The sequence below is a fragment of the Tenacibaculum profundicola genome (assembly GCF_057220795.1).
Window position 1 is genome coordinate 41,228 of the sequence record NZ_CM170137.1, and the last position, 26,760, is coordinate 67,987.

Sequence of the window (26,760 nt, forward strand, 5' to 3'; positions counted from 1 at the left end):
TAATAATGAAAACAGATAATTATAGCCAAGAGCAAAAATATCTCAGAGCAAAAAAAAGAGTAGAGGAGTTAAAGAGTTACTATTTACATTTAGTTATTTACGTCTTGATAAATATATTTGTTAGTGTAAGAAAAATAAGTAGAAATTTGAATAATGGTGAAACTTTTGACGAGGCTTTTTTCGATTTCGGAACCTTTGCTCTTTGGATATTTTGGGGGATAGGACTTCTATTTCACACGTTTAAGGCTTTCGGTTTTGCCTTTTTTTTAGGAAAAGACTGGGAGCAACGAAAGATTAAAAAATATATGGAGGAATGACTTGTAAAATAACAGAAATAGATAAAAATAGAATCAAAGCGGAGTCTAGAGTGAAAGAATTGAAAAAATTTTATGATCATATAGCTGCTTATTTAATTATTAACTTTGTCTTTACGCTAATATCCAATTATTATGATATTGTAGTTCATATTTACGGGGATTTTAGAATTAGTAATAAAATAACAGCACAAGGTTTTGACTATTATCCGTTATGGATTATTTGGGGAGTCTTCTTAGCCATGGATGCTTTCAGAATCTTTGGGTTTGTGAAATTGTTTGGTAGAAAATGGGAAGAAAAGAAACTCAAAGAGTTTATTAATAAGGAAGTAGAAATTTAGATAACAAAAGAAGATAAAAGAGCAATGAATATAGTAATCATTGAAGATGAAAAGCCTGCAGCAAGAAGGCTACAAAGAATGTTAAGTGTTTTTAAATTAGAAGCACAACAAATGCTTCATTCGGTGGAAGAGGCTATTAATTGGTTTCAACAGAACAAACATCCCGATTTAATTTTTTTGGATATTCAATTATCAGACGGCTTGTCTTTTGAAATATTTGAAGAGGTACCTGTGAAATCGGCTATTATATTCACCACAGCTTATGATGAATATGCGTTGAAAGCATTTAAATTAAATTCTATAGATTATTTGTTAAAACCAATTGATGAAGACGAATTAGAAATAGCCGTTGATAAGTTTAAAGAGCAACAACCTAGGCAAACAGATTTGCAAGTAAACATCGACGATATTCGAAAATTACTAATTAATCCTATTGATAGAAAGTATAAAAAAAGGTTTACTATAAAAATAGGTCAGCATATTAAAATTGTTCATACCGATGAAATAGAGTGTTTTTATTCTGAAAATAAAGCAACATATATTCATATCAACGGAAACAGGAATTATTTGATTGATAATTCCCTAGAGCACTGGCAAGAACAATTAAACCCTGAACATTTTTTCCGTGTAAACAGAACGTATATGGTGCATATCAACGCTATTAAAGATATTGTTTCATATACCAATTCAAGACTACAATTAAAGCTACATAATTATAACGATACCGAAATTATAGTAAGTAGAGAGCGCGTAAAAGATTTTAAAAATTGGATAGAATAACTATGGTTTTGTACACCATGCGAGTTCCGATATTAAAAGTTAAAAATATCATTAAATCGTACATAAATTCCATAGGAATAATCGAAATGATATTTTTTATTTTCTTTAGTGGCAACTTCGTCAATGGCATCATTAAGTTGTAAAAAACCTTCAAGCTGCGCTCCAAACATGACGTTTTTAGCCAAAGAGGTTTCGTAAAATACTTTAGTAAATAGTAAACTTCGATCTGGCTCTCTATGATTTACATATCGATTGTCTACAACACCATTCCAGTACTCGATATTGCTTTTTAATGAGTAGGTCTGAAACATTTCATTGCCTTTTGCTGAAATAAACTGATGTGCTTTGTAATAGGCAATCATAAACTGAAAGCTATTTTGAATGTATTTCAATTTTACATAATGAGCGTGCCCGTTAGCAAAAGGATAATTCGAAGCTTGTGTATCGGTATTATGCATTAAAAAATAATAGTTAAAAATAAAACCATTATTATCAGCATCGGTATTGTTATATTCAAACCCGGTTGATATATTGTGAAGGTTATATACATTGGTAGGATTTTCATCATCACGGAATTTTTTATAAATCTGACCGCCCTTATGTCGTGTAATTAGTTGAAGAGGAAAATGAATTTTTTTAAAAGCTAAGATGTTCGCATTGATACCAGCAGTAAATACTTCTCTAAAGTCATCGTATTTTCGAATATAATTTTCCCAGTCTAACCAAACATCTACTAAAAATTTAGTTGAATGGTATTTGTATTGCACTCCAGTTTCGATAACCTTGTCACTTAATATTTTTTCACTTGCCATAAGTGGTTCTATTAAATTGTGATTATCTCTGGCAAAGATGTTTCCGAAAGTAAAGGAATGATTGTTTTTTGTGTATTTAAAGGTAAATGTTGGAATTGCTTGATCTATGTTGTTTTCTCCAAAATGTTTCATCAAAAATACACCGGCCCTAAACTGAGTTTCCGCACTGTTTTGGTATACAAGCTCCGGGTGAATTTGAGTGCCTAAAAGGGTATATCCATCAGAAATGAAGTTAAAATATTCATTGTTTTTAAAAAAGTTTAGATTGTATACATCCAGCCCAAATTTTTCTGTTTTAGAAGTAGTATTTGCTTCTGAAGAGTAAAATACCGACTCTTGAGCTTGGGTATAACTGTAGGCAAATAGCGTTATTGAGAGAATAATTTTTTTCATTTTATTTTTCGTTAGCTTAAGTAAAAGTTGATAGGTGCCAATTTTTATTGATCAAAATTTGAGTGCCAAAGTACTATAAAAATATATTGTCAGGATAATTAATGATTAAAAAATAGTAAGATGTAATTTTTTTCCTAAGGTTGTATTAATTCATTTGTAGTGAATGTTACAATTTCATGTTAAAAACACATCAATTATTCTACCATCAAATCATATAATTTAGAGAGATTTTGCCTTAATAAAATCGGAAATTAGATAACTGATAAATTTTCCAACCTGAACCGCTGTAGTTGATTCCTCTTTTACAGCCGGAGCTCCTTCACAAATATGCAAATAAGCAGCAGCACTATTTTTTGCAAAATTATACACAAACTGTCGGGTTTGTTGCGGTGTAAAACCACTCGGTGTCATTGCACTACTTGGAAAATATTGAACACAATCTAAATCTATCTCAATACCAAAAGGTTTGTTTTCTATAAAGCTTTCAGCACGCAAAAACTCATTTGTTATCGTGGTAATTTTATAAACTTCTAATTCCTCAAAGGTATTATAACCTAAATTCATATTACCATGGATCATTTCAAAAACATATTGAGGTGTATAACTTTCATGTAAGCCAAACATAAAATACTTATCAAGATACCCTTCCTCTAAAGCATAAGAAAAACCATTACCGCTATGACGTTCTTCTAGGCGACGCAAATCAGTATGTGCATCTAAATTAATAACATTAACCGATTGTTGTTTTCCTAAAGATAAACCTTTTATATTTCCATAAGCATTGTTATGACCACCCCCAATTATAATTGGTGTTTTATCACTTTCGATAATTAATTGAATGATACGCGTAAGTTCATCATCAATTGCTTTAACTAGTAAATTTCCTTTTTCTCTGTCGGAAACGTCAAAACCAATAACATCGTCTAAACAATCTAAATAACCCAATACCAAAATATTTTCAGCATTGATAAATTGATTTTGTTGGGTGTTTAAAAAAGCCTTAAGAGCAGGGATAAAAGCAGTATGAGCGCCACCATTACCATCATTCATACGAACACCAATATCTTCAGGAACTCCTAAGATGACAAAAGAAGCTTCTGAATTCCTAAGCTCTTCTTGCAACGGTTTTTTAGAATTAACAACAGAAACGCACTCGCCTATTTTTTTTTCACCTACGCGAGTATTGGTGAAATTATCAATTGCAGATTGGTTGAAAAGGGTAAGCATGATATTTATTTTAAATAACTAATATTAAATTCGTTCACCGTTTATAAATACAGCGTCAATTAAATTAGAACCGAAACTATAAGGAATAAACCCAAATGACGGAATTTCTTTTGTAATTATAAAATTGGCTTTTTTACCTGCAGTGATACTCCCCACTTCATCAGATAAATTCATAGCATATGCACCATTAATAGTAGCCGCATTAATAGCTTCTTCTGGTGTCATTTTCATTTTGATACAAGCAGTTGCTACCACGAAATTCATGTTTCCTGAAGGAGTAGAACCAGGGTTATAGTCAGTGGCTAGGGCCAGCGGTAAATTGGCATTAATAATATCTCTAGCAGGAGTATAAGGAATGCCTAAAAAATAAGAACAAGACGGCAATGCCACAGGCATTGTTTCCGACCCTTGTAAAACGTTAATGTCCTGAGTATTCATTACCTCTAAATGATCAACAGATAAAGCATTATGTTTTACACTTACCCCAACACCACCAATGGTTGTGAATTGATTTACATGTACCTTAGGTATTAACCCGTACTGTTGTGCCGCTGTTAAAACCTTGTCAGTATCCTCCACAGAAAAATACCCAGTTTCACAGAAAGCATCAACGAATTCTGCTAAACCTTCAGCACCAATCTTTGGTAACATTTCATTAATGATAACGTCGATATAAGCTTCTTTGTTATCTTTGTACTCAGCAGGAAAGGCATGAGCACCTAAAAAAGTTGCCTTGATAGGTAATGTGTAATTTTCTTTTAGCCTTTTGATTACACGTAACATTTTTAGTTCAGACTCTACAGTTAAACCATAGCCTGATTTAATTTCTATAGCGCCTGTTCCTAAAGCAATTACTTCATCTAGTCTTTTAGCAGATTGCTCATATAAATCCTCTTCTGAAGTAGCTTGTAGCTTTTTAGCAGAATTTAGAATGCCACCACCATTATTAGCAATTTCTTCATAACTCAATCCATTAATTCTATCAACAAACTCTTGCTCCCTGTTTCCAGCATACACAATATGCGTATGAGAATCACACCAAGTGGGTAAAATCATCTTACCGGAACAGTCAATAACCTTCGTTGCCGATTGAGGTACATCTTTCATTTCTCCGTACGCAGTAATTGTTTCATTTTCAATGAGTAAATATGCGTTTTTGATTGTAGGTAAAACCCCCATGTTTTTACCTGCTACTTTTTTTACAGAGTTGTCTCGTATTTGAATTAATTCCTTGATATTAATAAATAAAGTGGTCATGTGCTGTTCTTAAATTTGACTAGACAAACTTACATTAAAAACCACAAATTTTGTGGTTTTTTTAAGGAATGATATGTGTAATTTCTTTTTATGGAAATCTGACTACTTGATTTATACGGGTTAAAAATCTATGAATATAATTTTAAATGTTAGTTCAGGATCAGGTTAGTAAGAATATTGCATCATTAAACAATCGATACTATCGGTAAGTATATGAAATAATAATCCTATACCTATGATAACAAAGGGTTTGCGTAAAAAAAGGAATACAACATACACAGCTATTGCATAATAACTATGTAGAGGATGAAACTGAATACTACATCTATCTGCTTGAAAAATAGGAGTAGCTAGTAAGTGGTCTAGATCAATAAGCATGGTTGCCAGTAGTATCAGATAGACTTTTTTCCATTCTTTATTGAAAAAGAAATAGGCAATAAAAAAAGGAAAACCGAAATGTAAAAAATAATGAATTATAGTACGCATTTACAATATAAACTTACGTTGTCGTTTTGCTTCAAAGGCAAGAATAGCAGCCGCGACAGATACATTCATCGAATCTATTTCTCCTTGCATAGGTATATTTATGTTTTGGGTAGCTTTATCCCTCCAAATCTGCGTTAAACCACTAGACTCAGTACCCACCACTAATGCGGTCGCTTCCGTATAATCATTTTTATAATACTCATTTGAATTTTGAAGAGTAGCACTATAGATATTGATAGCACGTTCTTGTAAAAAATCACAAATAGCTGTTGATGTTCCAATGGCAATTTGGTTGGTAAACAAACAACCAACACTTGATCTTATAATATTAGGATTGAACATATCCGTTTTAGGATCAGCAATCAATACAGCATCTAGTTTGGCTGCATCAGCGGTACGTAAGATCGCTCCAATATTTCCAGGTTTTTCAATACCTTCTAAAACTAATATAAGGGGTGTTTTAGTTTTAAAAACTAAATTGTCTAATTGAAAACTGGAAGCTTTTACTACAGCAATAATACCTTCTGTAGAGTCTCTATAGGCTAGCTTTTGATATACTTCTTTGGTTATTTCAATGTGTTTATATAATGGTACATTTAATAGGTCCATTTGGTTTTGAGGAAAAAGACTAGGCTCAAATAGTAGAGAATGAATCTCATAACCACCTCTTAATGCCAATGTGATTTCACGTTGACCTTCCACTAAAAACAAGCCTTTTTTCTTTCGTTCGCGCGACTTTTCCTGAAGTTTTAACAAATCTTTTATAAAAGAATTTTGTGGACTGCTGATTATTTTCATTTCGCAAAAATACTCATTAATGTAGGAATATCATTGAGAACTTTAAATTCCCGTAATAGAATACCCTTTTTTTACCTCACTACTTTTTTATAACCCGTATAAAGAAAAAACATCATTTTTCTATAATAATATCAAATCACAAAAGCTATAATATTTTAGTAAAAACTGACGAGAATGTTACAGTGGTTTTACCATTGTTTAGACTTTTTATTTCATTTTGAAAGCCGTTGCAATAGTAATGAAATCATGATCAGTGAGATTCGTCGATGTCTTTTTAAGTATTGAAATAAACTCCTGTATTTCGTCTGCTGTAACAGGACAACCCAAATTTTGTCCTTTACTGTTAAAAGAGTCTTCGATTAGTTTACCATTCGAATCGAGTATAACCCAAAAAGGTAAACCGGAATTATTCCCTTTGTGTTTTGTTAGTAAATCCATGGCCCCTGGGTTTTCAAGATGTTTGTTGTTTTTTGATTCTTGAACAATTAAGTCAACAAAAACATAATTCTTCTCGAACAAAGGTTTACAATTGACACTTTTCATCTGTTGATCCATTTTTTCACACCATTTGCACCAAGAAGCACCATATTTAACAAAAACATTTTTATTTGCTGCTTTTGCTTTTGTTAAAGCAGTATTTAAAATACTTGAAGCACTATCTTGTGCTTTACAGTTTACATAAAAAGCGCTGATAGCCACTAATAAAATCAATCTAATTTTCATAATTTATATTCTTTATGTTATTTGCAGGTTATTTTAGTGGTCTAAGGTAGTGAAAAAACGCATGAATTTTTGGGGATATAATTGATGTAAATCGATTATGATGCTGTAATCACATTTAATTGTTTAGGTTATACTCATTGAGATTTAAAATTACGCTATAAACTGAGTGTATCTATTTAAAGTTTTCAAATATTGCTATTTATGATGTTAATTTAATAGTGAAAATTTTATATTTTGAGTAACTAGCTATCGTTAAAAGACAAGTAGGTGTATAAGAAAATAATAGTGTAATAGCTGCCTAGCATAGGCAAAGCCATTGACATGATACCATACCAGTAATAAGAAAAAGACTGAAGTATATCGGTATAAGATTCTTTTTAACTGCTCATTAACGAGTAGCCTAACATATTTTCTTATTTTTGAATTTCAATAAGTTTATTAAAATAAGAATGCCAACTAACATTAAATTAGTTAAGAAGAGATTTATGAGGATTCAAAAAATATTTATTCTAGCAATTTTACTGATTTCAAGTACCACTTTTTTACAATCACAACAGATATATCATGGTGAGAGAGAAAAAATACACGATTTAGTACATACCGAGTTAAAAGTAGAATTCAATTTTAAGGAAAAAGAATTGTATGGTGAAGAACGAGTTACACTAAAGCCTCACTTCTATGAAACGAATACATTGACGCTAGATGCTAAAGCGATGATTATTCATAAAGTAACTATGAATAGTAAAGACTTAGCCTATAATTACGATGATTTTAAGCTGGTTATCACCTTACCAAGAATAGTTAAGCGTGATGAAGAATTTACTATTTATATAAAATATACAGCACGCCCGGAAAAAGTTAAACAAAAGGGAAGTGCCGCAATAACAGCAGCCAAAGGCTTGTACTTTATTAATCCGAACGGGTTGGATAAAGAGAAGCCAACGCAAATTTGGACGCAAGGAGAAACAGAGGCAAGTAGCTGTTGGTTTCCTACCATTGACGCCCCTAATCAGAAGACATCACAAGAAATCTACATAACCGTTCCAAAGAAATACGTAACCTTATCGAATGGTGAATTAGAGCAGCAAATAAACAATGCTGACGGAACTCGAACAGATTATTGGAATTTTAAACAAAAACATGCACCTTACTTATTTTTTATGGGAATAGGAGAGTATGAAATTATTAAAGACGCTTACAAGAATATTCCTGTAGAGTATTATGTAGAGAAAAAGTATGCCCCATTTGCTAAAGATATTTTTGGAAACACTCCAGAAATGCTGCAATTTTTCTCAAAAATAACGGGTATAGAATATCCATGGAATAAATATGCACAGATTGTGGGAAGAGATTATGTAAGTGGTGCCATGGAAAATACTACTGCTGTGATACATGGTGAACGTGCCTATCAAATGCCAGGACAATTGATTGATGAAAATAAACAAGAAAATACCATAGCGCACGAAGCTTTTCATCATTGGTTTGGAGATTTGGTAACTGCCGAGAGTTGGAGTAATTTAACTGTTAATGAGAGTTTTGCCAATTATAGTGAGTATTTATGGTTAGAATATAAATACGGAAAAGATGTGGCAGATGCACACTTGTTCGAAGACTCAAATGCTTATAAAGAAGGACAGCATTATGATAAGCATTTAGTACGTTTTTATTACGATGATAAAGAAGATATGTTTGATGCAGTGAGCTATAATAAAGGAGCTGCTATTTTGCATATGCTACGAAATTATTTGGGAGATCAGGCATTTTACGAAGGGCTCAATAACTATTTAACAGCACATAAATATGGAACAGGAGAGGCCCATCAAGTACGTTTAGCTTTTGAAGAAGTGAGTGGAAGAGATTTAAATTGGTTTTTCAATCAGTGGTATTTCAGTAATGGACACCCAAAATTAGATATTTCTTACGATTATAATAAACTCCTCAAAACAGTAACCGTAAATATTTTGCAAACACAAGAAAATGAATTTAAATTTCCATTTTCCATAGATATTTTTGAAGGTGTAAAAAGAACGAGTCACCGTGTTTTTGTAGATGGAAAAGATGCCTCTTTTACTTTTCCTTTTCTAAAGCAACCAAATTTAATTTTAACAAATGCTAATGGCGTATTGTTATGTGAAATAAATGAAAATAAGGTGTTAAGTGATTATATACACCAATTGAAATATGCTGACAATTATATCCATAAAAGACAGGCTTTGTTAGAGATAGCCGCAAAACAAGATGAAAGAAAAGCCTTCAATGCGATTGCAGATGCTATGAATGATGACTTTTACAAGATTAGAATACTAGCGTTAGAGAATATTAATTTAATACATAAATATGCAAAGAAAAATGTCATTACTAAAATTAAAAATGTAGCGATGAATGATCCTAAAACATTGGTTCGAGCTGCCGCAATAGAAACATTAGGTAAGTTAACAGATCCGGAATTGAAGCTAGTATTTGAAAAAGGGTTGCAAAGTAAATCTTTTGCTGTTTTAGGTAAGTCATTAGTGGCGATGTATTATGTAGATAAACAATTGGCGATTAAAAAATCAAAAACTCTTCCGTTAGCAGTTAAAAAGATTATCGCGACACCGTTAACACGCATTTATTTGGAAGAGAATGATCAAGAGGAATTAAATTTTATTGCAAGTAATGTAATGTCTGGTATGTTTTTGAGTTCAAATAAGCAAATTCAGCAATTGTATAAAAAGGCGTATGATAAAATAGCCAAGAGTAATAATTCAAAAGCAATTAAAAATTTAGCAGATGATATTGTAGCTAAAGGGATACAGTATAAACAGTATGGTTTTAATAATGTTGGTGTTAACCTGTTACGTCAGATGGTACAAATGCAAAAGAATAGTAATCCATCAAATAAACATCAAAACATTGAAATTATAAAAACCGCAATGGCTAAATTATTAGAGTAATTCATAATTCATATGAAAGGTGTAAAATTAACATTAGGAGTAGGGGCGTTAGCACTAATTATTTTTGGTTTTACCCACCAAACAGATAATGCGATAATACATCAAAAACAAGAACAACATGTGGCTTATTTTGCAAGCGGTTGTTTTTGGTGTGTTGAAGCTATTTTTGAAAGTGTTAATGGAGTAGAAGAGGCGGTATCAGGTTATGCAGGTGGGCAAACTAAAAACCCAACCTACCAAAAAATAGGAACAGGAAAAACAGGTCATGCAGAAACGGTAGCGGTATACTATAATCCAGAGAAAGTAAGTTTTCGGGTATTACTTGATGTGTTTTTTGGATCTCACGATCCAACAACAGTGAATGGCCAACATCCAGACTATGGTTCACAATACCGTTCGATTGCATTTTACCAAACAACAGAAGAAAAGGAAATCATTAAACAGGTAATAGACAAACTGAATAAAGAAATTTATAAAGGAAGAATAGCTACAGAGGTTACCAACTTCACCCAGTTTTATAAAGCAGAAGAATACCATCAAAATTACGAACGGTTACATCCTGAAAATCCGTATGTTCAAAACGTTTCAATTCCTAGGTTAAACCGTTTTAAGAAGAAGTTTCCTCATTTATTAAAAAAGACATTATAAAGAAAAAAACACTCATTTTCTTTTACAGTAAAGTCAAACAATAACAGGTATAAGATTGCTTGTTTTCACACTGCTTATTATGAAGTGAAGTCGTCTTTCAATTAAAAACGAACTCTAAGTAGTAATGCCGATTCTTAGGTAGAGTTACGCAGCCATTTCCTTGCAGTCATGTTTGTGTGTTACCTATGAATCGGCATTTTCTATAAACAATTCTATATTAGAAAAGTTTTTTAAGTTTTGAAATGTCTTATACGATTTACAGATACATATTTAGTATATAGGTATTGAATTATTTTAAGTTAGTTTAAGGTATAAAACTTTAGCATAGCCAAGCTATGGTTAAGTTTTATAACGCAAAAATAGCTACAAAAGAAATAATAGATATGCGAAATATGTATCTGTAAATCGTATTATACCATTTATCATTTGAATTTACCGTAATAAAACGTCCTTTTTCCCTTTCTGTTTCAGTATAAAAAGAAAAAACATTCATTTTCTTTTACAGTAAATTCAAACAATAAGTGGTATTAAAACCAAATGTTTCGATGTGTCAAGCAATGTAGCGTATACTAACTAGAACGCATAAATTACTTATTCTTTCCAGTGAGTCTCATTCGACGTTCTAATATTAGGCGTACGATATGATAAGACTTAGTTAGTTTTAGTTGTTTTTCTATACCAATAAGCAGTTCTGCCCAACATAGCAATACCGAAATACCCACGTATTTTTAACTTGTTTTCATTTTCAAGTTTTATATAACATTTATATTCTTTACCGTTTTTAGGATCAAGAATTTTACCGCCGCTCCATTCATCTCCATCTTTTTTTAAGCCAGTTAAGATATCCATGCCTAAAATTGGTTTGTTTTTTTGTTCTCCATTACACTTGTTACAAACAGCGTCTTGTCTGTTTTTATTGGTGATTTTGACAATTTTAGCATAAATTCTTTCATGCTTTTCATACACTTCGATTACGCTATCCACTTTATTAGTTTCCTCATCTCTATTTTCCCATTTACCTAAAATAGATTGAGCGTTGGTATTCATAAAAAAGAAAGCTAGGATAAAAGTAAAAAATGTTTGTTTCATTGTATTTAACTATTTAATTGTTTGAAAATATGTAAGTTTTGTTTTTGTTAGTCGTACTGAGCATCAAAATTATTGACCCATGTTTTTTGTACTCTCATGACTTGTTCTATGACATCACGAGCACAGCCTTCACCACCTTTTTTATCAGAAATATATTTTGCTATTTGTTGAATTTCTCTAGCAGCATCATTCGGACTACAAGGCATTCCTACTAATTTCATTACGGGATAATCCGGAACATCATCACCCATGTATAATATGTTTTCTGGTTTCAAATCGTATTTTTCAACCAATTCATTGAACTGTTCTGTTTTATCATGTGCTCCTAAATAAATATCTTTAATACCTAGGTTTGCCAAACGTTTTCTAACGCCTTCATTTTTTCCTCCAGAAATAATGCATACTCGATACCCTGCTTTTACGGCAGCTTTTAAGGCATATCCATCTTTAATATTCATGTTTCTGATTAATTGTCCATCTGGCATCACGGTTACAATCCCGTTGGTTAGAACACCATCGACATCAAAAATTAAAGTGTTTATTTGAGGTAAAATTTCTTTATAGCTTTTCTCCATTACTAATTGAACTGGTTAATAATTTATAAATTTCTTGTTGTTTTTTAGTGAGCAAATTTAAGTGATTTTTTATGGTTTTTGTATCATTTCGTTTCGCAGGCCCTGTTTGTGCTTCTGCAGGAGAAAGGTGTTGAATCTTTAAGGCCGTTTCTTTAATTAAAGGATGCAGTACCTCAAAAGGAACCTGATAATGATCACATATCTCGTTTCCAATTGAATACAAATAATTGGTAAAGTTATTTACAAAAACGGCGGCTACATGCAAGTGTTTACGCTGCTCAGAATTAATATAATATACTTTTTCACCAATAGATAGTGCCAACTTTTCAAGAAGTTCTACATCTGACGTATTTTCAGCTTCCAAGCAAAATGGGATTTCATGAAAATTTACTTTTTTATTTTTAGTAAAGCTCTGGAGTAAATAAAAAGAACCTTTTCGTCCATTATTTTTTAGTGATTCTAAAGAAACACTTCCTGAGGTATGGACCACTAAACCATTCGAATTAATTTTTGAAGACACGGTACTTATCGCGTCATCCGACACAGCAATAATATAAACATCTGCATCCACTAGCGTATCAATATTATCTGTTATTAGAAAACGATCATTAAAAGAGGTGATCTGTTGAATATTGCGAGCATAAATTTGAACTATTGCTACCTCATTTACTTTTGAAAAAGCATGGATGAGATGATGGGCAACATTACCTCCCCCAAGAATAATCACTTTTATCATAGTAGCGAAGATATTGATTTTATTTTATTACAATTCGTTATTTTTTTAGATATTTGCAGCATTATGATTGTTTAAAGTTTATCACAAGACCCTATTATTTAAAATACAAGACCTTACAAAAATGAAGGTCTATTGTCTGATTTATAAACTTTATTGTAATGACTGAAAACAATCAAACTTCAAAAAAAAACATACTTACATTTTTTAAAGATGCCATTCTAGGAAGGCAAGAAGATTTTACCCAAGGTAGTATTAAAAAAGCAGTATTTATGCTGTCTATTCCCATGATTCTAGAAATGCTTATGGAATCAGTGTTTGCCATGGTAGATATTATTTATGTCTCAATGGTAAGCGTAAATGCTGTTGCGACTGTAGGCTTAACAGAGTCTGTATTAACGCTGGTATACGCTATTGCCATTGGTTTAAGCATGGCAGCAACTTCATTGATTGCGAGAAGGATCGGCGAAAAAAACAAAAAAGGTGCTAACGAAACAGCGGTACAGGTTATTTTCTTGGGCGTTGTGCTATCAATATTTATAAGCTTAGGAGGTATTTTATATGCAAAGGAAATATTGCAGTTCATGGGAGGTGAACCTGATTTAATAGAAGCAGGACATGGCTATACAAAAATAGTATTAGGAGGTAATATTACGGTGATGTTACTATTTCTAATCAATGCTATCTTTAGAGGCGCAGGTGATGCTTCTATGGCTATGAGGATATTAATCTTATCTAATGGATTGAATCTTATTTTAGATCCTATCTTTATTTTTGGATTCGGACCAATACCAGCTTATGGGGTAGAAGGGGCGGCTATTGCAACTACCATAGGAAGAGGAGTGGGAGTGACTACACAAATATTGATATTATTCTTGGGCTCAGGAAAAATAATATTAGTATTCAAGGATATAGTACTGAAAGTAAAACTAATGATTAGTATTGTTAAAATCTCCTTAGGAGGGATCGGTCAATTTATTATAGGAACCTCTAGTTGGGTTGTTTTAATGAGAATAATGGCTGAATTTGGGAGTGAAGTGTTGGCAGGATATACCATTGCTATTAGAATAATGATGTTTACCATTATGCCTGCCTGGGGAATGAGTAATGCCGCAGCCACTTTAGTAGGTCAAAATTTAGGAGCTCAACAACCAGATAGAGCGGAAAGATCGGTGTGGATAACAGCTAAATATTGTGCTTTTTTTATGGGATTGGTTTCTGTTATTTATATCGTGTTTGCTGCAGATTTTTTACGATGGTTTTCCGATAATCCGGAAGTTATAAGTAATGGAACTTTATGTTTACAAGTGCTCGCTATTGGGTATATTGCCTATGCATACGGTATGGTTGTAATTCAGTCGTTCAATGGATCAGGAGATACTAAAACGCCTACCTATATTAATTTTATATGCTTCTGGTTGTTTCAGCTTCCTTTTGCATACGTCACAGCCATTATGTTTGATTTCGGTCCTAAAGGGGTATTTTGGGCGATAACACTTGCAGAAATTTTAATAGCAGTTATTGGAATTTTGTTATTCATAAAAGGAAATTGGAAAGCAATAAAGGTATAATGCGTTTCACAAATTAAAATTAACACAATGAAACGTCCTTTTTTGTAATCCTAATTTCAAGACATAATGGTATACGGTTGTTTTTTGTAAATTAGCTACGAAAATTTCATTACGAAGCCAATTTAATTATGGAATCGTATAAATAAGCAATGAATTATTTTTGAATGAGTCAATAAATTGAAGCGCGGGAGTTTCCATAAGGATGGTGGTAGTTATTATAAGGAATACACGAAGAGGAAACTATGCTGTTAGATGGCAGCCGGGTACTATACTAAATTTAATTTATTTGACAGAGTTTATAATACAAAACAACGAAAGGAATGAATAAGAATGACAATACCAAATTAGGAATCAATACAATTTGCACCCATGTTGGAGAAATTGAAGATACTCAATTTAAAGGTGCCATATCTCCATTATATATGGCAACCTCTTATCAGTTTGATAACGTTGACATAAAGAGATACCCGCGCTATTTTAACACCCCTAACCAAGAGGCATTATGCAAAAAGATTGCAGCTTTAGAAAAAACAGAAGACGCCTTAATTTTTGGTTCGGGAATGGCCGCTATTAGTCATAGTTTGCTAGCGTTTTTACAGAAAGGAGATCATGTTGTTTTACAAGAAACTCTGTATGGCGGAACTTATAATTTTGTGGTGGAAGAATTTGATAAATTCGGAATCGAATATTCGTTTACCAAGAGTTTAGCGGTGGAAGACTTTGAAAGAGAAATAAAAGAAAATACACGCGTTATATTTATTGAAACACCATCTAATCCGTTGTTGAAAATAGTAGATATGAAAGCGGTAGCTGATTTGGCTAAAAGAAACCAAATTGTAACAATGATTGATAATACGTTTGCTACACCTATAAATCAAACTCCTATTGATTTTGGTATCGATATTATGATACATTCAGCTACGAAATATATGGGAGGGCATTCTGATATTTTAGCAGGAGCGGTTGCCAGCTCGGAAGAACATATCAAACAAATTTGGAATTTAGCCAAAAATCTTGGAGGAAGTTTAAGTGATTATACAGTATGGATGTTAGAGCGTAGTTTAAAAACCTTAAACTTGCGGGTGAAACGTCAAAGTAAAAATGCCTTAAAAATGGCTACTTATTTAGAAAAAAATGAGCATATTGCTAAAGTGTACTATCCAGGACTCAAATCGCATAAAGATTATATACTAGCTAAGGCTCAAATGCGATATTTTGGAGGGATGTTATCCTTTGAATTAAAAGAAGGAATTGAGGCTATGGAGTTTCAAAGAAATTTACAATTAATTAAGCCGTCAATGAGTTTAGCAGGAGTTGAAAGTACAATGTTAAGTCCTGCACAAACATCTCATGCCTTACTATCAAAAGAAGCAAGAGAGCAACAAGGAATTAAAGAGGGACTGATTCGTTTTTCTGTCGGAATAGAAGAAACAAAAGATTTAATAAGAGACATTGTACAAGCTTTAGATAAAACATTATAATGAAATTAGACATATTAGCATTTGGTGCCCATCCAGATGATGTAGAACTAGGGTGCGGCGCCACGATAGCAAAAGAAGTAAGTTTAGGAAAAAAAGTTGGAATTATAGACTTGACAAGAGGCGAATTAGGTACAAGAGGTTCTGCTGAATTAAGAGCGAAAGAAGCCGCAAAAGCAGCAAATATATTAGGTGTTTCGGTAAGAGAAAACCTTGGGTTTGCGGATGGCTTTTTTGTGAATGACAAACCACATCAATTGGAAATTATAAAAATGATACGTAAATACCAACCAGAAATTGTTTTGTGCAATGCGATTGATGACCGGCATATTGACCACCCAAAAGGAAGTAGTTTGGTTTCGGATGCGTGTTTTTTAAGTGGTTTGTTAAAAATAACAACATTACTAGAAGGGGTGTCACAAGAAAAATGGAGACCTAGGCAGGTATATCATTATATACAATGGAAACCTATTGATCCTGATTTTGTAGTTGATGTAACTGGGTTTATTGATACAAAAGTTGCCTCGGTAATGGCGTATGGTTCTCAGTTTTATGATCCTAAAAGTTCAGAGCCAGAAACCCCGATTACAAGTAAAAATTTTACAGATAGCATTGGGTATAGAGCAAGAGATTTAGGAAGACTTATAGGTGTTGATGCAGCAGAAGGCTTTACATCAGAACGTTACATGGCGGTTGAAAATTTAAGTAAATTAATTTAGGAAAAAATTTTGTAGGAAAACAAAAAACCTTGTATATTTGCACCCGCAAGTCAAATGGTGGTTGTAGCTCAGTTGGTTAGAGCGCCGGATTGTGGTTCCGGAGGTCGTCGGTTCGAACCCGATCTTCCACCCAAACACCAAGCCCCTTTATTTAAAGGGGCTTTTTTATTTTCTATAGCCTTGCAAGGTTTGTTTTTTAGGTGTCGTCACCATTTTTTACGAAACAAACCACCATGAAAAAAAAATCTAATCCAAAAAAAACATTAAGATTACTTAACGGGTGCTCTGCTTCATATCCAGCTGTAACACCTTCAAATTGGAAAACTGGAGGAAAAGAGTTGCTTTAAAAGAATTGGTTTATTCAATATCGTTTTCGTGACCCATTATTCAAAGAAAAATATCCAGATGGGAAACAAGTTCGTATTAAAGGTATGAATGAGTTTAAAACGGATCAAGAATAATTGTTGTCGTTTACGTAAAAATTTGTGTTAGCCTGAACAGGAAAAACATTAGTTAGATTGTATAATCTTCTGGACATAGAAAAATATGCTCGCTTAAAGACACTCTCGAAAGCGGAAAGAAGAACTCTATTCGGTAAGCTGTATGAGGGAAAACTTCATGTACGGTTTGATGAAGGGGTACTGATAGCTATTTTGTTTTTGTATATTTGGTAAAACAAGTAATACAAAAAAAAATATTGAGATAGCTATCAGGCTCTACGCTACTGCCCAATTGAAATTGGTTGGTGTAAAATATCCTACTTTAATAGTGAATTATTAGAGACAAAATATTTAGAGTAATATTATTGGTCTAGCTTAGCTAGACCAATAATGGGGTTCCTTTTTTAGTTTCAGATATAAATTATTGACTGTGGTGAGGTAAATGACTAAAGCCATTTTAATCTCCCGTCAATTACATCAAATTCGGATATAGCTACTGCATTTTCTATATAGTTTCCATAATTACCTTCTTCTGTCAATACATAAATGTGAAATGCTTTATTAGTAGTATCCCTAATAGTATAGTGACAATAAGTTTTGCCTTTATACTTTTCAGCCTGATGCATCCCTTTTGTAACAGTCACTATTTTATCGCTAGCTTCTACTTCGTTTGCAAATTCCAGTAAAAGTTGTCGATCATTACCCAACTGAGTTCCATTATCCAAAATCTCTTTTACTAATGCGTTGGTTATATTAATTATGGAATATTGGTCCGCATTAAATTCATTATTATTATTAAGTACCCAATTTCTATCAAAATTTATCATTCTAATTTAATCATTTAGTTCCTACTCTATTCAATATAGGCTTTTCAGGTTCCGCCTTTGTAATAAAAAAATGATAGTAGCTACTCAATCGAATACTTCTTTTTTGATTACGTTTTAAAATTACTTTTGTAACTTGGTTTTACATTTAGGGTATTTTGTGGTTTTTAATAATTAGTGGTTTCCCCTAGTTACCAAAATTATCTACTTAGCTTTTTGACACTTCAAAAATGAGAAATAAACAAAAGGAAATTTTCGAAAATGACACGAAAGGAAATATTCATATCATAAACGGTCAGATTCTTGTACTCGAAAAAAGGCACAATAGCTAAGTATATGTCATGCCGATAGGCTAACGCTATATGATTGTTGTACACATAAACAAAACATATAATACACTTACCAAAAACACCTTAATTAAGGTGTTTTTTTATGTCCAAGATTTACGTAAACGAATTATAAGATAACAGTGGTTATGTGAACAAGTAAAAAGCTAAAGCAATAGAGCCGAAAACAATGATAATAGTTAAAAAATAACCTGTAATGATATTTTTCCTTTGGAATTTTATTTGGTGATAATATTCATACTTTTTCTTTAATCCTCCTAGTAGCATATAGAAAATAGCACCAAACATTTCATTAACACCAAGATTACCACAAGTGTCGTAATCGGAAATTCTTTTTTCTTTTTCAGGTTTCATAATTCAAGTTTAACTATTATTAAATAAAATAAGAAAAATGTTACGAAATAAAATTAAACAGTAGGTTTTTAGAAGAAAGGAAAACAGTAAGGGTTGCTGAATACCATGCAACCATAACCATAAATACAAAAGGTGTAAATGTTGTAAATATAATTAAGACTAGGTATTATTTCAACTAGAGAAATTGATATAAAAGTTAAAGATAATGCGATTGAAACCAGTTTAGTAAAAAGAGAAACTTTTCTTGGTTCCACAAATTCGATATTAAGTTGTTCATAGCTGTGTTCCATGAAGTAAAAGTAGTAAAAACAAAATAAAGTAAAACAGTTGGTTCTCCGACACCTTAAAATCGGAAAAGTTCTTTGACATAATTGTGGTAAGTAAATTACAATAAGCGTTTATAGAACGGTTATTTGTAAACATATTATTATCTTTTAACATGATAAATTCTATGGGATGATATTCATGCTTATTTCATATAGAAGTATAAACACAGGGGAAATCAATGAAATTTCAGTAATTAGATGTTAAACTTAAAACTAGATATACAATCAACCCTAAAAACACTTTTAATCTCAGCCCTATTTAGTTATATTTGAAAGGTAGATATGCGTAATTGTGCATATACAATAGTTGCCATTCATTGGTGAGAAACCTAGCAAAAATTTTAATACTAATTTCAAATATTACTGGTGTCTTGAATGATTTTAGCATTAAATATTTCACTAAAGGTAATTACTTAAGGAAATGGGATAATTATTTTAAAAAAAATACTTAACTGCAATGTTTTTGCAGGGAACAAAATTACATTAGTTGTTTTAAAACAATATTGGTTGCAAACAGTAGTGTTATATAAAGATTGTAAAAAACTTACAATTATAAAATAAATTAATAATTTTTAAAAACGTATTTTTATGAATAATTTACAAAATTTTGGTGTTAGGGAGTTAAATGCAAAAGAAATTAAGGAAACTGATGGAGGTATAATTCTTACAGCTCTAGCAGTTGGAGGTTTTTATATAGCATGTTTTACAATGGGTTGGATGATAGGTACAGCATTAGGAGAAAAATCTAGGAGAGATGCTGGTGAATGTTAGATTTATAGATAATGATATTCAGTTTGGAAAAACCTGCTTGTGATTAAATTTATAAAGCAAACCTATATAGTTAAGTTAATCAATTTTGATTAACTTAACTATATTTTAATCTGTATATCTAATTTTTTCCCTCCAAAAACCCAATACGCTATATTTCTTCTATTAAAACTTCAACTATTATTTCATTTATTTTTATAAATAATCAATCCTTGTAAAGTTTTACCAAGGATTTGTAAACAAGGGAATTTACAAGATTAGTGGCAGTACAAAATTAATTGTTAATTATGTATTGTTTAAGAAAATCCTTACAGATATTTAATTGGGTTTTTATTTAGTAACTTTACTGCTCAAAATACGTAACTAAACTTACAAAAGCACTTTGCCATTCACTGGAAAACGTACTCAAAACAGAAAAAAAACAGTAGATTATGATTAAAAAAAAGGAAAACAAAGGAAGTTTGATTTCAAGTATTGGAGTATTTTTTACAATAATTGGAATGACATTATTAGCAATAAAAAGTTCAGCAATACTGTATCTATCTTTTACAATAGTTGGTGTTATTTTAGCAGCTTATGGGGTTCTCGTAATTTTAAAAGCTGGACAATTAAAAAAATAAGGAAAATAGTTTAGTTTTCATAAATTTACATAATTTGAAAGCAAAACCTAACTGAAAGCAGAAATCATTCTTGCGTGATTTCTCACATAAACGGAATTGAAAAATTTATGAAATGAAGCCGAGTAAAACTAACTCTGGAAAACAACGAAATGGCAACACCGTATAAAATTAATTGCTCGTAATTGTTTATTTACGAAAGTTATCGCAAGCTTTAAATCTACGTTTTATTTACTAACTTTAGTGCTTGAAACACGCAACTAATCTTATACAAACACGTTGGTGTGCCACGAAGTTGTGTAAATCCAGTGGGTGTAAATCCCACCAGAGTAATTGGCTGTTCACTCTGAAGGAATCTAGACAGTTAGACTCGTGAGGGTTTTGCTGAAGCTCTAGAGGACAAATAATCAAGCCGTAATGTGTAATACGTGAACCCATAGTAGCTTCGATAGGTGTACTCGCAATTTGGGGAGAGTTTTGACGGTCTTCGAACCCTGTCACTTCCATAGGATAAACAGTCGCGAGACTATGGAAGAATTGCCGGAGTCATAGGGATGGCGTGATTATAGATGGATTTATACGGAACGTGGGAGGTCTCTTATAATAAGCATTGGCAAGGCAAAACATGCTGGTATAAGTATTACGAAATCCAGCAATGGTTATAAGAGAAGTCGGAGGAGCTCATAGTACCGATAATTATAGGGACAACATAACCCTATTTAGGAAAGGGGCTCTACTTTAGAGAAGCTTATATGAAAAACAGAACGACCTATATTGATGAAAATCTATTAGTAAGTCCATCGCAATGCGATGAGAAAGTTCGTGTTTTTCAAAGGAAGCTATACATTACAGCCAAGAGAGATAGCAGTTTTGTAGCACATAGTTTGTATGATAAAATATGTTTAGACTATTTTCTAATCACTGCATTCTATCGAGTTAAACAAAACTACACAAAAGGAATGGGAGTAGATGGTGTTAGTATTGCTAGTATCGAGCAATCAGGTCTACAGACTTACTTAACAAACTTACAAAATGAATTAAGGGAGAAACGGTACCGAAGCAATTTAATTAAACGAGTTTTGATACCAAAAGAAGAGAAAGGATCTTTTCGGTCATTAGGAATACCTACCATAAAAGATAGGATAGTTCAAATGGCAGTAAAAATGGCCATAGAACCGCTATGGGAAACTGAATTTATAGCTACGTCTTATGGGTTCAGGCCCAAGCGAAGTGCCAAAGACGCAATAAAGCAGGTAAAGACAAATATCTACGAAGGGTATCAATTTGTACTGGATGCCGATTTATCGAAGTACTTTGATAGTATCCCTCATGACCGCCTGTTTATTTGCTTAAAGCGAAAGATTTCAGATACTTCGATACTTGGATTAATTCACCAATGGGTAAGAGCTCCTATTCAATTAGAAACAAAGGAGTTATTAAAGAGTAAACAAGGAAGCCCACAAGGAGGGGTAATCTCTCCACTACTATCAAACATCTACTTGCATGAATTAGACAAAATAGTAACAAATCCAAAAGGTAAATTTGCCCACTCACAAATTCGTATAGTACGTTTTGCAGATGATTTTCTTCTAATGGGGAAATGGTATTTCAGTAAAGATATACTAAGTTATCTAGGTAAAATAGTATCGAATATGGGATTAAGATTAAACCCGAATAAAACCAAGTTATTACATACGAGCAAGAGCAGTCTCTACTTTCTAGGATTTGAAATTAGGAGTATACGCTCGAAATTTAGTTGGAACAAAAAGAAGTATACCAATATTCGTCCTAGTAATAAGTCACGGAGTAAACTATTCCGAAAGCTTCGGGATACATTATATAAACGACGGCATTGGACTATACCCTGGATTGTATGGAAACTAAATAAGGTAATTCTAGGTTGGTTGAATTATTACTCAATAAGTAAAACGACCCATATTTGGGAAACGATCAAGGTTATAAAGAAACAATTGGATTACCAACTGTTTAAATGGATGAAAAGAAAAGGTCGAAAAGCACATCGGAAGCTTCGCCAGCGTCCCTATGAGACATTAGTTAGATTGTATAATCTTCTAGACATAGAAAAGTATGCTCGCTTAAAGACACTCTCGAAAGCGGAATGAAGAACTCTATTCGGTAAGCCGTATGAGGGAAAACTTCATGTACGGTTTGATGAAGGGGGCACTGATAGCTATTTTGTTTTTGTATATTTGGTAAAACAAGTAATACAAAAATATAGAGATAGCTATCAGGCTCTACTCTACTGCTTCATTTGAAAAATTGACCAGAAGTAACAAAAGTCCACTCGACTCGTCTTATTAATTAGTTAACTTATAAAAGGTCAAACTAAACAACTCTATTTATGGAAAAGGAATTTACATTGTCAAAAGCTGCAATGATTGCAGGTTTTGGACTTCTAATTATGGCTTTAACAGTTCCATTCGCGGAATTCTATATTTTTCCTAAACTCATTACGGATGATATTGCTAATACTACTAACAATATTATTAATGACAGAATGTTATTCACTACTAGCATTTTTCTACATTTCACCACTCTCATTGCTGATATCATTGTAGCTTGGGCGCTTTATATTTTTTTAAAGCCTGTTAATAAGGAGTTTTCATTATTAATAGCTTGGTTTAGATTAATATATACTGCAGTTTACTTGGTTGCGCTAGTCAATCTTATTAAAATATTAAGCTTAATTGGGTCTTCAAATTTAACGAACAGAAATCAACAATTTGAAAATGTGAATTTTTATATTGATTCATTCAGATTGGAATGGTCTTTTGGACTTATTATTTTTGCGATTTATTTAATTCTTTTGGGCTATTTAGTTATTAAATCAAGTTATGTCCCTAAGGTTATTGGCGTTTTAATTTTAATAGCAGGTTTAGGGTATTTGATTCATACATTAGGGGCCTTTATCATACCAACGGTAAACCTAGATTTTCTATTCTTTACCTTTTTCGGAGAATTAATCTTTATGATTTGGCTTTTGACAAAAGGTCGAAAAATAAAACGAACGCACAATAACGTGTATAATTAATTGCCAGTTCTAGCCTACTTGGAAATTCCGAAGGAATTTCCTCTGGTTCGTTATCTTTTACTAATTTAGACCAAGCCAACGCTACTAACCATAGTGTGCCAAGAAGTAATAGTTGGCAATAAATAGCTATTATATGCTTTAAATAAGATGGTGGAATTCTTTTTAAGAGCGACCCACCAAAGTCGTTGTACAAGCGATGGCTTTAAACCACCTAAAGGTGCTTTGGTAAAGAGCCGGGTACTGAGCGTTTAGGAGAATCTAATCCACGAGGTTAGCAGGTATTTATAAAGGAGATGAACGAAAGTGAACCATTGATGAGGTGTCGAGAAGTAGCAAATTCCCAGTCAAAAGCTACGAAGCAGCAGAAACAGGCGATGTAAATGATACTAAGGCACTAACTTCTATGGTTGAAAAATCCATTGAGAATATAGGAGCAGTGAAGGCGGTATTAGCCGATAAAGGGTATCATTCGGGAAGAGAGTTAAAAGCCTGTAAAGCTTTAGGTGTAGATACTTATGTGTCTCCAAAATCATCTAGTTCAGCCAAGAAAAACCCTGCCTATGCTATGGAAGCTTTTGATTACAACCAGCACGAAGACACCTATACTTGTCCGGCAGACGAAGTACTACAAACCAACGGAAGATATTACCATAAAAAACTTAAAAATGGGAGAAAATCATATCAAGTAAAACACTATAAAACCAAAGCCTGTAAAGGTTGTGTTTTAAAATCACAGTGCACTACCAATAAATTAGGAAGAACTATTGAAAGAACAGAATACCAACAATACATAACAGAGAATAATGAAAGAGTAAAAGCAAATCCAAGTTACTACCGCACAAGGCAACAAATTATAGAGCATCAATTTGGGACCTTAAAACGGCAATGGCACTTTGATTACGTGTTAACAAGAGGGAAAGAAAAAGTAATGGGTGAGGTTTATTTGGCATTTACCACTTACAATCTTAGGAGACTTATGTCTATTTATGACTTTAAAACGATAATAAGCAAGTTAAAAGCTCATTTTGGTCTTTATTTCGTCGAAATAAAGACTTTTTTACCTCTAAAAAACTCATTTTCAGAAATTAAGTTCAATTTTTATCTTTTTAACAATAGAAATAATATTTCTTTTTTATTTTCACCAAACTAATAGGAGTTATTACACAGACTCAAGTTGGCAATAATTAAACCTATGAACATGAAAAAAAGTTTTTCACTAATATTAATTTTTAGTTTAACAGCAATGAGCTGTGCATTATTTGAAATTGAATCTGGAATGGCATTTGACCATAATGAGTTATTAGACCACAATAAAGGTGATATTATTAAATATACAAACGGTTTAGATACTATAAGTTTTAATGTCATTGAGGCACAAAGTAGAGAATCAAGTCTATCAAATGGAACTGGTACAATGAAATTAACAACAGATAAACAAAGGAATTATATTATTTCAGAACAAACAAATCAAGACGATTCTTATCTTGATTATTTAAGAATATCTCTTACTGGAAAAGTAGATGAAAGTATATATAATTTGAGAATAAACCTTGAAGAAAAATCTAGCCATACAACTGAAAGATGTATTGTTGATTACTATGAAGAATATAATTTTAAAAATAAAAACTACAGAGATGTATTTGAAATATCATACGACACCATAAATTATGACTTTAGTAATCTTAAAATTCCATTCGTAACTAGAGCAATTCCTGGTGGAATATTAAAATTTTATGATTCTGAATCGAAACAAATGTGGGAATTAATTGAATAAAACTATTGCCAATAATAACTAAGCATATGGCGTGCCGATAGGCTAATGCTATATGCCTTGTTGACTTATCCGTTGACAGTAAGGGGTAAAACGATAATTTTGTGCTGTTTTTGTATATTTGGTAAAACAAGTAATACAAAAATATAGAGATAGCTATCAGGCTCTACTCTATTAGGTAATTGAAAAAACAAAGTAATGTCTATATCTCCAAAATTATTTGAAATAACATTAATAGATATTGAAAATGAATTATGTGAAGAGTGGCAGAAATCTTTTGAAGGGTTTTCTGAAGTTAACGTAGTAAATGGAAAATTTGAACTAGAAAGAGAATTTGACTGCTTGGTCAGTCCAGCAAATTCATTTGGTTTAATGGATGGAGGAATTGATTTAGCAATACGAAACTACTTTGGTATGAAGATCCAATATAATGTCCAAAAAAGAATTCAAAAAGAATTTTATGGAGAACAACCTATCGGAACTTCGATTATTGTATTTACTGAAAATGAGTATCATCCATTCTTAGCTCATACTCCAACTATGCGGGTTCCAACGGATATTTCAAAGACAGACAATGTTTATAATGCATTTTTTGCAATGCTTACTTCTGTAGCTAATCATAACAAGGTAGGCAAGGCAAGAATAGAAAAGGTACTTTGTCCTGGAATGGGGACAGCGACTGGAAGAATGACTCCAAAAGAGGCAGCTAGACAAATGTCAACTGCTTATAAGAACTTTAAGTATCCAACAACCAACATGAATTGGAAAAACTTAAATAATAGACATAAAGAAATAATAGGATAAAAACTACCTACAATAACTAAGCATATGGCGTGCCGATAGGCTAACGCTATATGATTGTTGCATACATAACAAAAACATATAATACACTTACCACAAACACCTTAATTAAGGTGTTTTTTTATGTCCAAGATTTAGTAAACGAATTATAAAATAATAGTAGTTATTTCGCTACGAAAAAAAACAAAGAAAAGTGAAAATACAAATTTATAGGAACAGATGTTAACGGCGTATTTGTTGAAGGTGTAACTGAGAAAGAACACGGCTTAATGACAGAAGCCTTGATAAAAGAAATATATAAGAGGATGCATTCTTTTATTAAATGTGAAGCGATTTAGTATTAAAACAGTAGGTTTTGGGAACTAAAAACTCCATTATAAAATAAAGGAGGATTCAAAAAATCAAAATATTTTGCTAGAGATAGACTTTTTGGACTCGTATAATATACGATACTTATTTTTTGATTATTTTAGACTTGTGCTACAGGCGCGGATATGATGTTGCCTTAGCGAATGATGAAATACTGATTTATAAAGTTACTAATGAACAATAAATATACTTGACAATGCATAAGTGGTATTAA

The 26,760-nt window shown here is 32.2% G+C and carries 26 protein-coding genes and 1 tRNA gene; 16 read left to right on the forward strand and 11 right to left on the reverse strand.

Features of this window, described 5'->3' with window-relative positions; translation table 11 throughout:
- The first annotated feature begins 5 nt into the window (after positions 1 to 5).
- Genes AC2TDS_RS00200 through AC2TDS_RS00210 form a run of 3 tightly spaced genes read left to right on the forward strand, consistent with a single transcriptional unit; the run spans position 6 to position 1,435 of the window.
- Positions 6 to 317: a 2TM domain-containing protein gene (locus AC2TDS_RS00200; RefSeq protein ID WP_484737117.1), complete on the forward strand. Its 312-nt coding sequence runs from the start codon at positions 6 to 8 to the stop codon at positions 315 to 317.
- The gene (locus AC2TDS_RS00205) at positions 314 to 655 is read left to right on the forward strand and encodes a 2TM domain-containing protein (protein WP_484737118.1); all 342 of its coding nucleotides are present in this window, start codon (positions 314 to 316) and stop codon (positions 653 to 655) included. The genes AC2TDS_RS00200 and AC2TDS_RS00205 overlap by 4 nt, the downstream gene beginning before the upstream one ends.
- Before the next feature lie 24 nt (positions 656 to 679).
- Positions 680 to 1,435, forward strand: coding sequence for a LytR/AlgR family response regulator transcription factor (locus AC2TDS_RS00210; protein WP_484737119.1), 756 nt, complete (start codon positions 680 to 682; stop codon positions 1,433 to 1,435).
- A gap of 32 nt (positions 1,436 to 1,467) precedes the next feature.
- On the opposite strand, the gene AC2TDS_RS00215 is transcribed toward AC2TDS_RS00210, so the two are convergent.
- The 6 genes from AC2TDS_RS00215 to AC2TDS_RS00240 form a co-directional block, all read right to left on the reverse strand.
- The gene (locus tag AC2TDS_RS00215; RefSeq protein WP_484737120.1) at positions 1,468 to 2,640 is read right to left on the reverse strand and encodes a lipid A deacylase; all 1,173 of its coding nucleotides are present in this window, start codon (positions 2,638 to 2,640) and stop codon (positions 1,468 to 1,470) included.
- Between the two features lie 219 nt (positions 2,641 to 2,859).
- Positions 2,860 to 3,867: a formimidoylglutamase gene (locus tag AC2TDS_RS00220; protein ID WP_484737121.1), complete on the reverse strand. Its 1,008-nt coding sequence runs from the start codon at positions 3,865 to 3,867 to the stop codon at positions 2,860 to 2,862.
- Positions 3,868 to 3,891: 24 nt separating this feature from the next.
- A complete protein-coding gene (gene hutI, locus AC2TDS_RS00225; RefSeq protein ID WP_484737122.1) occupies positions 3,892 to 5,124 on the reverse strand; it encodes an imidazolonepropionase in 1,233 nt (410 codons plus the stop codon).
- 165 nt (positions 5,125 to 5,289) lie between these two features.
- Positions 5,290 to 5,610, reverse strand: a complete 321-nt coding sequence (locus AC2TDS_RS00230) for a DUF6122 family protein (RefSeq protein ID WP_484737123.1) — start codon at positions 5,608 to 5,610, stop codon at positions 5,290 to 5,292.
- On the reverse strand, positions 5,611 to 6,408 hold the full coding sequence (locus AC2TDS_RS00235; RefSeq protein ID WP_484737124.1) for a TrmH family RNA methyltransferase: 798 nt from the start codon (positions 6,406 to 6,408) through the stop codon (positions 5,611 to 5,613).
- Positions 6,409 to 6,615: 207 nt separating this feature from the next.
- Complete coding sequence (locus AC2TDS_RS00240) at positions 6,616 to 7,131, reverse strand: thioredoxin family protein (protein ID WP_484737125.1); 516 nt, start codon at positions 7,129 to 7,131, stop codon at positions 6,616 to 6,618.
- Positions 7,132 to 7,616: 485 nt separating this feature from the next.
- Here AC2TDS_RS00240 and AC2TDS_RS00245 point away from each other — a divergent pair, with 485 nt between their 5' ends.
- Both AC2TDS_RS00245 and msrA read left to right on the forward strand, forming a co-directional pair.
- Positions 7,617 to 10,064 (forward strand): M1 family aminopeptidase, encoded by a 2,448-nt coding sequence (locus AC2TDS_RS00245; RefSeq protein WP_484737126.1) that lies wholly within the window; start codon positions 7,617 to 7,619, stop codon positions 10,062 to 10,064.
- A gap of 12 nt (positions 10,065 to 10,076) precedes the next feature.
- Positions 10,077 to 10,712: a peptide-methionine (S)-S-oxide reductase MsrA gene (msrA, locus tag AC2TDS_RS00250; RefSeq protein ID WP_484737127.1), complete on the forward strand. Its 636-nt coding sequence runs from the start codon at positions 10,077 to 10,079 to the stop codon at positions 10,710 to 10,712.
- Between the two features lie 651 nt (positions 10,713 to 11,363).
- On the opposite strand, the gene AC2TDS_RS00255 is transcribed toward msrA, so the two are convergent.
- The 3 genes from AC2TDS_RS00255 to AC2TDS_RS00265 are packed head-to-tail and all read right to left on the reverse strand — an operon-like array spanning position 11,364 to position 13,112.
- Positions 11,364 to 11,801, reverse strand: coding sequence for a DUF2147 domain-containing protein (locus AC2TDS_RS00255; RefSeq protein WP_484737128.1), 438 nt, complete (start codon positions 11,799 to 11,801; stop codon positions 11,364 to 11,366).
- 47 nt (positions 11,802 to 11,848) lie between these two features.
- The gene (locus AC2TDS_RS00260; protein WP_484737129.1) at positions 11,849 to 12,376 is read right to left on the reverse strand and encodes a KdsC family phosphatase; all 528 of its coding nucleotides are present in this window, start codon (positions 12,374 to 12,376) and stop codon (positions 11,849 to 11,851) included.
- Positions 12,360 to 13,112, reverse strand: coding sequence for a Rossmann-like and DUF2520 domain-containing protein (locus AC2TDS_RS00265; protein WP_484737130.1), 753 nt, complete (start codon positions 13,110 to 13,112; stop codon positions 12,360 to 12,362). The genes AC2TDS_RS00260 and AC2TDS_RS00265 overlap by 17 nt, the downstream gene beginning before the upstream one ends.
- A gap of 158 nt (positions 13,113 to 13,270) precedes the next feature.
- Here AC2TDS_RS00265 and AC2TDS_RS00270 point away from each other — a divergent pair, with 158 nt between their 5' ends.
- The 4 genes from AC2TDS_RS00270 (at position 13,271) to AC2TDS_RS00285 (ending at position 17,009) form a co-directional block, all read left to right on the forward strand.
- Positions 13,271 to 14,680, forward strand: coding sequence for an MATE family efflux transporter (locus AC2TDS_RS00270; protein WP_484737131.1), 1,410 nt, complete (start codon positions 13,271 to 13,273; stop codon positions 14,678 to 14,680).
- 320 nt (positions 14,681 to 15,000) lie between these two features.
- Positions 15,001 to 16,161 carry a trans-sulfuration enzyme family protein gene (locus AC2TDS_RS00275; RefSeq protein WP_484737132.1) on the forward strand — a complete coding sequence of 387 codons (1,161 nt, stop codon included), beginning with the start codon at positions 15,001 to 15,003 and terminating at the stop codon, positions 16,159 to 16,161.
- Positions 16,161 to 16,877, forward strand: coding sequence for a bacillithiol biosynthesis deacetylase BshB1 (gene bshB1, locus AC2TDS_RS00280; protein ID WP_484737133.1), 717 nt, complete (start codon positions 16,161 to 16,163; stop codon positions 16,875 to 16,877). Before AC2TDS_RS00275 ends, bshB1 begins: the two co-directional genes overlap by 1 nt.
- Positions 16,878 to 16,933: 56 nt before the next feature.
- Positions 16,934 to 17,009, forward strand: a tRNA-His gene (locus AC2TDS_RS00285).
- Between the two features lie 754 nt (positions 17,010 to 17,763).
- Here AC2TDS_RS00285 and AC2TDS_RS00290 read toward each other — a convergent pair.
- Both AC2TDS_RS00290 and AC2TDS_RS00295 read right to left on the reverse strand, forming a co-directional pair.
- Entirely contained in the window at positions 17,764 to 18,144 is a 381-nt protein-coding gene (locus tag AC2TDS_RS00290) for a hypothetical protein (RefSeq protein ID WP_484737134.1), read from the reverse strand.
- 470 nt (positions 18,145 to 18,614) lie between these two features.
- Positions 18,615 to 18,842 (reverse strand): hypothetical protein, encoded by a 228-nt coding sequence (locus tag AC2TDS_RS00295; RefSeq protein WP_484737135.1) that lies wholly within the window; start codon positions 18,840 to 18,842, stop codon positions 18,615 to 18,617.
- Positions 18,843 to 19,756: 914 nt separating this feature from the next.
- Here AC2TDS_RS00295 and AC2TDS_RS00300 point away from each other — a divergent pair.
- The 7 genes from AC2TDS_RS00300 (at position 19,757) to AC2TDS_RS00330 (ending at position 26,180) form a co-directional block, all read left to right on the forward strand.
- Positions 19,757 to 19,939, forward strand: a complete 183-nt coding sequence (locus AC2TDS_RS00300) for a class IIb bacteriocin, lactobin A/cerein 7B family (RefSeq protein ID WP_484737136.1) — start codon at positions 19,757 to 19,759, stop codon at positions 19,937 to 19,939.
- Positions 19,940 to 20,367: 428 nt separating this feature from the next.
- A complete protein-coding gene (locus AC2TDS_RS00305) occupies positions 20,368 to 20,556 on the forward strand; it encodes a hypothetical protein (protein ID WP_484737137.1) in 189 nt (62 codons plus the stop codon).
- A 749-nt stretch (positions 20,557 to 21,305) separates the two neighbouring features.
- Positions 21,306 to 22,676, forward strand: coding sequence for a group II intron reverse transcriptase/maturase (gene ltrA / locus AC2TDS_RS00310; protein WP_484736656.1), 1,371 nt, complete (start codon positions 21,306 to 21,308; stop codon positions 22,674 to 22,676).
- 239 nt (positions 22,677 to 22,915) lie between these two features.
- Entirely contained in the window at positions 22,916 to 23,605 is a 690-nt protein-coding gene (locus tag AC2TDS_RS00315; RefSeq protein ID WP_484737138.1) for a DUF4386 domain-containing protein, read from the forward strand.
- A 319-nt stretch (positions 23,606 to 23,924) separates the two neighbouring features.
- Positions 23,925 to 24,755: a transposase gene (locus tag AC2TDS_RS00320; protein WP_484737139.1), complete on the forward strand. Its 831-nt coding sequence runs from the start codon at positions 23,925 to 23,927 to the stop codon at positions 24,753 to 24,755.
- A 42-nt stretch (positions 24,756 to 24,797) separates the two neighbouring features.
- Positions 24,798 to 25,379: a hypothetical protein gene (locus AC2TDS_RS00325; protein ID WP_484737140.1), complete on the forward strand. Its 582-nt coding sequence runs from the start codon at positions 24,798 to 24,800 to the stop codon at positions 25,377 to 25,379.
- A 195-nt stretch (positions 25,380 to 25,574) separates the two neighbouring features.
- Entirely contained in the window at positions 25,575 to 26,180 is a 606-nt protein-coding gene (locus tag AC2TDS_RS00330) for a macro domain-containing protein (RefSeq protein ID WP_484737141.1), read from the forward strand.
- Positions 26,181 to 26,760 lie beyond the last annotated feature (580 nt).